Annotated in this window: 3 protein-coding genes and 4 tRNA genes; 1 reads left to right on the top strand and 6 read right to left on the bottom strand. The window is 44.3% G+C overall.

Going from position 1 to position 7,265, the window contains the following annotated elements; translation table 11 throughout:
- Positions 1 to 226 precede the first annotated feature (226 nt).
- Positions 227 to 832, top strand: a complete 606-nt coding sequence (locus B4C48_RS08785) for a hypothetical protein (protein WP_291355609.1) — start codon at positions 227 to 229, stop codon at positions 830 to 832.
- A gap of 114 nt (positions 833 to 946) precedes the next feature.
- On the opposite strand, the gene B4C48_RS08780 is transcribed toward B4C48_RS08785, so the two are convergent.
- The 6 genes from B4C48_RS08780 to B4C48_RS08755 all read right to left on the bottom strand — a co-directional run bounded on the left by B4C48_RS08780 (position 947) and on the right by B4C48_RS08755 (position 7,149).
- A tRNA-Lys gene (locus tag B4C48_RS08780) sits at positions 947 to 1,022 on the bottom strand.
- A gap of 217 nt (positions 1,023 to 1,239) precedes the next feature.
- Positions 1,240 to 1,315, bottom strand: a tRNA-Lys gene (locus B4C48_RS08775).
- Positions 1,316 to 1,372: 57 nt separating this feature from the next.
- Positions 1,373 to 1,448: transfer RNA gene (locus tag B4C48_RS08770), tRNA-Lys, on the bottom strand.
- Between the two features lie 23 nt (positions 1,449 to 1,471).
- Positions 1,472 to 1,547: transfer RNA gene (locus tag B4C48_RS08765), tRNA-Lys, on the bottom strand.
- Between the two features lie 192 nt (positions 1,548 to 1,739).
- Positions 1,740 to 3,581: a long-chain-acyl-CoA synthetase gene (locus tag B4C48_RS08760; protein ID WP_291355607.1), complete on the bottom strand. Its 1,842-nt coding sequence runs from the start codon at positions 3,579 to 3,581 to the stop codon at positions 1,740 to 1,742.
- A gap of 196 nt (positions 3,582 to 3,777) precedes the next feature.
- Positions 3,778 to 7,149, bottom strand: coding sequence for an Rne/Rng family ribonuclease (locus tag B4C48_RS08755; protein ID WP_291355605.1), 3,372 nt, complete (start codon positions 7,147 to 7,149; stop codon positions 3,778 to 3,780).
- Positions 7,150 to 7,265 lie beyond the last annotated feature (116 nt).

Genomic DNA, 7,265 nt, shown 5'->3' with positions numbered 1-7,265 from the left:
GATTCATAAAAAATAGTTAACTTATGTAAATATGGAGGGCTGATCCTCATATCGTGATTTAAGTTGTATTTTGTTTAAATCAGTTGATTTATATCAATAAGAACTAATAAAATCTTGTTTACTATGTAGAATTATTAAATGAAAAGTCATGTTTCAGTATTTATGTTTTACATGGGTAAATACGGCAATGGATAGCCAAAAAAATTGAGGTTTCAGGAGGAAAAGGGTGTTTCAAAAAACGGATTATTGCGGATTTTTCTTTTTAATTATTAGCACAGCTCTGGTAGGTTGTCATAAACCTTTGGAAGATTCAGTAGCTCAGCAAGTCAAAACAGAAACGCCAGCTGAGCATAATGAGTCGGCCAAAAGTCTGACCGAAGTTGCCGGAAAAGCGACTGTTCCTGTAGAAAAAACTCAACCAGTGCTTAAAAATACCATACCGCAAAATGCCAAAGCCTATATCGGACGTTACCAATGCACCATTAGCTGCAAAGATCCTTTTGCGAACTGCGATCAAGGCACAAGCGACTATGTGATCAATTTATTGGCTGATGGTAGTGCGCACCGTACCATGATCCATCTGGGGCAGATTACCTTTGCTTCAAATTTCCATTACCGGCAAGATCGCTGGGCTTATGATGCCGAGCATCATCAGGTGGTTGTGTATCGTTCAAACGGGGTGAAGTTTTTCTATGATATTGATCAGAATAAAAACCTGGTTATGGATTTGGAAAAGATTGCCCATGCTTCTGAACGAAACCAGCAGTATTTTAATGCGGGTAATCCGCTGCCCCAACAGGCTTATCGTTTGCTGAAAGAGAAAGTCAGTTAAATAGAGATTCTAGTTAAGTTTAAAGAATTGATAAATCAAAGGATAAAAATACTCCAAATGTGGAGTATTTTTATTTTATAAAAGCATCAATATAAGATGAATAATAAAACAATTTGGTGGGTTGTGAGGGGCTCGAACCCTCGACCAATAGATTAAGAGTCTACTGCTCTACCAACTGAGCTAACAACCCTAAACAAGGATTAGTGAACTTAAAGCATCGCTTTAAGAATTCACCCGAGTGCAAAAAAATCTATGATTTTAAAGGCGCATTAGAGCACCGTAATTTGCAACATCGGTATAGCAAAATTTCGAGAATGGCGAATCCACCGAAACGGTGTGGTTTGTCTTGGTCGGAATATTGCAGGTTTCGTTTCTATTGTAGTACAGAAAGAAGCCCTAAGAAAGAATGGTGGGTCGTCCGCGATTCGAACGCGGGACCAACGGATTAAAAGTCCGCTGCTCTACCAGCTGAGCTAACGACCCATGCAGAAAGAGTGCTTTAAAAGCTAGAAAAGCTTCATGTTAGAAGCTTTTAAAAGATGGTGGGTCGTCCGCGATTCGAACGCGGGACCAACGGATTAAAAGTCCGCTGCTCTACCAGCTGAGCTAACGACCCATCTCTAGGTTGATCAAAATAAGTGGTGGGTCGTCCGCGATTCGAACGCGGGACCAACGGATTAAAAGTCCGCTGCTCTACCAGCTGAGCTAACGACCCTGAACAACATTCAGCGCTTGTCTGAATGTGCAGTGCAAGAAAATAAAGAGTTTCCTCAACACCACTTCGTTTGATGGAGCGTATTGTAGCAAGATATCAAACGAGCGCAAGTAAAAATTAGCAAACTTGTTGATGTTTGATTATAAATACAACAAATTTGCCTGATCTCGTGAAAAAACAGCTGTTCTGCCATTAGAACCGGTATTGATAAGCTTGAATATTGTTGAATATTTCCGCAGTTAAATCACAATATTCAGTCGCATTCGGCAGTAATACCAGCAAGCGTTCATCGGTCTTGTTGGGATCAAATGCCTGTTCTTTGAGCTTATTCTTTTGATATTTAAACGTACCCGTAGTTTCGACTTGAGCCTGGACACGCAAAAATACCGGAACAGCATAAGCCGGCAAACATTTTTTAAACTCGGTTGCCATTTGCTTTAAATCTTGAGTGGTTAATTCAGCCCCAGGATCCAAGGTAATGGCTGCCATGCCGGCACGGCCATTGGTATTGGGAATTTCAACACCATAAACCACTGCTTCAGCAATTTTTTCATATTCACTGACTACATTTTCCACTTCGGTGGTAGAAACATTTTCGCCTTTCCAGCGGAAAGTATCCCCCAGGCGGTCTACAAACTGGGCATGACGGAAACCAATATCGCGTACCAGATCACCGGTATTAAAGAAGGCATCTCCATGTTTAAACACATCTTTCATGATCACAGATTTGTTTTTTTCCGGATCGGTATAACCATCAAAAGGTGAACGACGGGTAATTTTACCTACCAGTAAGCCAATTTCGCCTTTTTTGACTTTTTTACACCAGCCTTTGGCATCTTTTACCGGTTGATTGGTTTCTTTGTCAAATTCGATAATCGCATAAGGCGTAGGCGAGAAGCCCACGGTGTTGTCAAAGTTAAACACATTGCTGAAACCGACATTACCTTCACTGGAAGCATATAACTCCAAAATTTCTTCTATGCCAAAACGTTCCTTAAACTTGTCCCAGATATTCGGGCGCATGCCATTGCCGATCATCTTTTTGACACGGTGGCCTTTTTCCAGTTCAGACGGTGGTGCATCTATCAGGTAACGGCAGAGTTCGCCGACATAACCAATCGCGGAAGCATCAAATTTTTTGACATCTTTCCAGAAAGCAGAGGTTGAGTATTTGCGACGTAAAGCGAAGGTTGCGCTGCTGGCAATCACCCCGCACCAGCACACCACAATACCGGTGGCATGGTACAGCGGCAGGGTACAGTACATTACGTCATCTGGTTTTAGATCCAGCACATGACCATAGGTGCCATAAGCCAAAGTCCAGCGGCTATGGGTAAAGATAACCGCTTTGGGTAAACCGGTCGTGCCTGAGGTATAGATGTAAAATAAGCCATCTTTACCTTGAATTGTGTGAGTGGTCGGAGTGTTGAATTTCGGAAATTGATCAATTTTTTCTGCCAGATTCGCCCAGTCTTGCGGTGCTTTGCCCGCATCTATTTGCGTGGCTTGATCGGCAAACCAGTGAAAACGGTCTGCGGCAAGTTCTAAATCCTGGCAGACTTCTTCGACAGCGTTACGGCATTCTTCACCGACAATGACGGCAAACGGTTTAACCAGATTGATGCTATGAGTCAGCGCTTTACCAGTTTGTGAGGTATTAACTAAAGCCGAGGTAACACCAATTTTTGCCAGTGCGATAACAGTGGCAATCAGTTCCGGACGGTTTTCGACCATCACCGCAATCACATCGCCTTTTTGAGCACCAAGAGATAAATAAAAATGTCCAATCTGGTTGGCCCATTCATTCAGTTCCTGATAACTGAATTTCTGGTCTTCGAATAATAAAGCCATGCCGTGAGGATTGCGTTTTACTGCTTTTTCAAAAGCAATTCCTAAGCCTGCAGGCGTATTGGAGGTGCGCAAATAGGCTTGTTTGAGACCACTCAATAAATGAGGGACTTTGCTTATAAATTTGGGTAATTTTGCCGCGACATCTGTAATACCAATAAGATCGCTCGGTGTAGTGTGATTCATATCAATCCTATTTATTTTTCGTAATCCAATACAGTCTATTTGTTCGCAATACGCTTGCTGTCATTTCTACATACGTCTTTTAATCGTTTCAATCTAGTGCAATCAACCTAATCCGACAAAAATAACAAAAAAAACCTAGTCACCGGAATGACTAGGTTTTTTTATTTCGCTGCACTAGAGCTAATTAGAGAACTAATTATGACTCATTTGCAGGCGTTGCTTTCTTTGGTGGACGACCACGAGGACGACGAGGGCGGACAGGTTTGTCTCCTTCTTCACCTTCGGTTTTTTCAGCTTCAGCTTCAGCTTTTGGCTCCACCTCAGTTGGTGTGTCCTGGGCAGCTTCTTCCACCAATTCAGCTGTTGCAGCTTCAGCAGCCTGCTCAGTTTCTACTGTAGCGGTTTCTGTTTCTACCACAGATTCCACAACCGCTTCAGTGACAGGTTCAACCGCTTCGGCTGTTACTGTTTCTACTTCTGCTGGTGCAGGAGTAGCTTCAGCTGGAGCAGTTTCAGGTTCGCTATGCGCCTGCTTCGCTTGCTCTAAAGCTTGCTCTGCAGCCTGCTTGGCTAAACGGCGGCGTTCACGCGGATCATTCGCCACACGCTTGTCAGACACTGCTTTTGGCGGAGTTAAGTCAAGCACAGGAGCAGGTTCTGCTTCAGGTGCTGCTTTGGTTACCGCCACATCACGAGTCACCGGTTGTGCTGGTACTTCAGTTTCAGTTGCCTGAGTAGAAAGTGTTGCAGCATATTGCTCGGTAAATTTCACCAAGGCACGGTTGAAAGTTGGAATTAAACCAAACTGTTCAATCAGTACTGAACAATCTTCACCATAGACATGGCGAATAAGACTGATCACGGTGTATTGACCCAAAGTTGGAACCTGAGAAGGACTTAACTTCGGTGCCTGAGCTTGTTTTGCCTGAGCTTCACGTTTTTGGCGACGACGCATACGCGGATCGTTGCTGGCACGTTTTTCTGCAGGACGTGGCTTTTGCGGTTCCTGAGTTTCATTGGTAGCAGCAGGCTTTTCTTCCTGTGTTACTACTGGCTTCTCGGTTACCGGCGCTGGAACTTCAACCCTTACTGGAGTGGTTTGAGAGGTTTTTGTTGCAGCCACAGCAGGTGCGGAATTTAATGCAACAATTTCACTTTTCGCCTGATCGACATTGATTACCAATGCTGTTGGAAGAACCTCCTGACGAGGTGTATCAACCACTTCGACTTTAGGTTGCTGTTCATTCACGACCGCAGCAGGTGCAGTTTGTTGTGCCGGCTGTTCGTTCAAGACGCTTTGATCGCGGTGGCGATTTGGACGTTCAGGACGTTGCTGGTTGCGACGGTCACGGCGTGGCACAGCATTTTGCTCGGTTTGCTGATCCGCATGTTGTTGTTCAGCGTGTTGACGACGAGAAGGGCGCTTGTTTTCACGTGAATCTTGGCGCTGTTCCGGACGTTGTTCTTGACGCTGCTCGTGACGAGAAACCTGAACAATTTCTTCATGCACTTGGTTTTGCTGATTGTCGTGCTGAACTTGTTCACGTTGCTCTTTAGGCTTGTTACGCTTTTTATTGTGACGTTGCGCTTTTTCTTCTTTATCAGAATATTTATCGGCAACTTCACGCTGTTCCTGTTTATTGCTTACAGGAGCATTTGGCGTTAAATAAGCGTTGCTGCTGGTAGTCGCTACTGGCGTAGTCGTCGGAGCAGCTGTTACCACTTGACCGAATTGACCGCGACTCACTGCACCCGCATTAACCATTTGCTCAATCGCAGCAGCAGCATTGTTTGCAGTGCGTGCCTGATCAACGGTTTTCGCTTGCTTTTGTACAAACAGGTTTTCTAACCATGCACATGGGCTTGCTGAAGCTTGAGCAACAGGGGCAACTTGAGCAGGTTGTTGTTGCTGTGATTCTTGAGCCGCTTGTTGTGGACGACGCTGCTGCTTATTGTTTTGATTTTTTCCTTGTTGCTGGGCAGGGGCCTGCTCTGCAGCTTGAGCTTGTGCTCCATCTTCCAAATGCCATTCAGAAGATTCATAACCCAACTCTTTTTCACTTGAACGTGTTGCTTCCGTACGTTCATAGCTGGTTGGTGCAAAACCTTCAGCATTGTAGGTAATTTCGTAATGCGGTGTTTCGAGGTGCGGATGCGGCAACACGGTAACACGTACATTGGAGGTCTGTTCCAAATACACCAGGGTGTGACGCTTTTCATTCAATAAGAATGCTGCGATTTCAACAGGAACTTCAACCTGTACTTCACCATGACGTTCGCGCAGGGCAATCTCTTCCACTTTACGCATAATCGAAAGTGATAAAGAGCGAAGATCACGTACCATGCCTGTACCATGACAGCGTGGGCAGACGTAACCGGTTGCTTCTTCAAGTGAAGGGCGTAAGCGCTGACGGCTCATTTCCATCAAGCCAAAACGTGACAATTGACCGAATTGAATACGAGCACGGTCACTTTGGGTTGCTTCACGAAGTTTCGCTTCAACCATGCGCTGGTTGCGGTCTTTGGTCATATCGATAAAGTCGATCACGACTAAACCGCCAATATCACGTAAACGCAGTTGACGCGCAATTTCTTCTGCTGCTTCTAAATTGGTATTTAAAGCTGTGTCTTCAACGTCATGACCACGAGTTGATTTCGCCGAGTTAATATCGATGGATACTAAAGCTTCAGTCTGGTCAATCACGATTGAACCGCCAGAAGGAAGTTTTACTTCACGTTCATAAGCAGTTTGAATTTGGCTTTCAATGCCGAAATGAGCAAATAAAGGCTCATTTAAAGTATAGGTTTTGAGCTTATCGATTTGACGTGGCATCACTGCTTTTACGAAGTTATATGCTTCGTTATAAGCCTGTTCTGAGTCAATCAGGATTTCTGCAACATCATCACGTAAATAGTCACGAATAGCACGTGTTACTACACCAGCTTCTTGATGGACCAGCATGGGTGATGGACCAGAACTAGCGGTGTTTTGGATTTGTGCCCAAAGATCCATCAAGTGTTGCAAGTCAAGTTGTAATTCTTCTTGAGAGCGGCCAATCCCTGCGGTACGTACAATCACGCTCATGCCACGAGGAATATTTAAAGATGCCAACATTTCTTTCAATTCTTCACGAACTGAACCGGAAATTTGACGGCTGATACCGCCACCTTTCGGATTATTTGGCATAAGGACCAAATAACGGCCAGCAAGCGAGATAAAGGTAGAAAGGGCAGCGCCTTTATTGCCACGCTCTTCTTTTTCCACTTGTACTAAAAGTTCGGTACCTTCAGTGATCAATTCGCGGATATTTGAAGTTTGGCGAGGATCTGCCTTGTAATAAGAGTTTGCGATTTCACGCATAGACAGGAAGCCTTGACGGCCTGCACCATACTCTACAAAAACAGCTTCTAAAGAAGGTTCAACGCGAGTCACGTGACCTTTATAGATATTGGATTTTTTTTGTTCACGGGTACGATTTTCTAGATCGAAATCGTAAAGACGCTGACCAGTGACAAGTGCAACGCGAATCTCTTCAGCATGTGTTGCATTAATCAACATACGTTTCATGGGTGTAACACCTAATAGTGATACACACCAAAACATCGCTATACACGTAGCGAACATCACACATTACGGATCAACACCCAGATCTCAAAATGACGCAATTGTGGTCTGAGCTTTTT

The sequence above is a fragment of the Acinetobacter sp. UBA3106 genome, from assembly GCA_002365595.1.
Classification (GTDB): domain Bacteria; phylum Pseudomonadota; class Gammaproteobacteria; order Pseudomonadales; family Moraxellaceae; genus Acinetobacter.
Note: the sequence above shows the minus strand (reverse complement) of the source record. Positions and strands in the feature narration are given on the sequence as shown.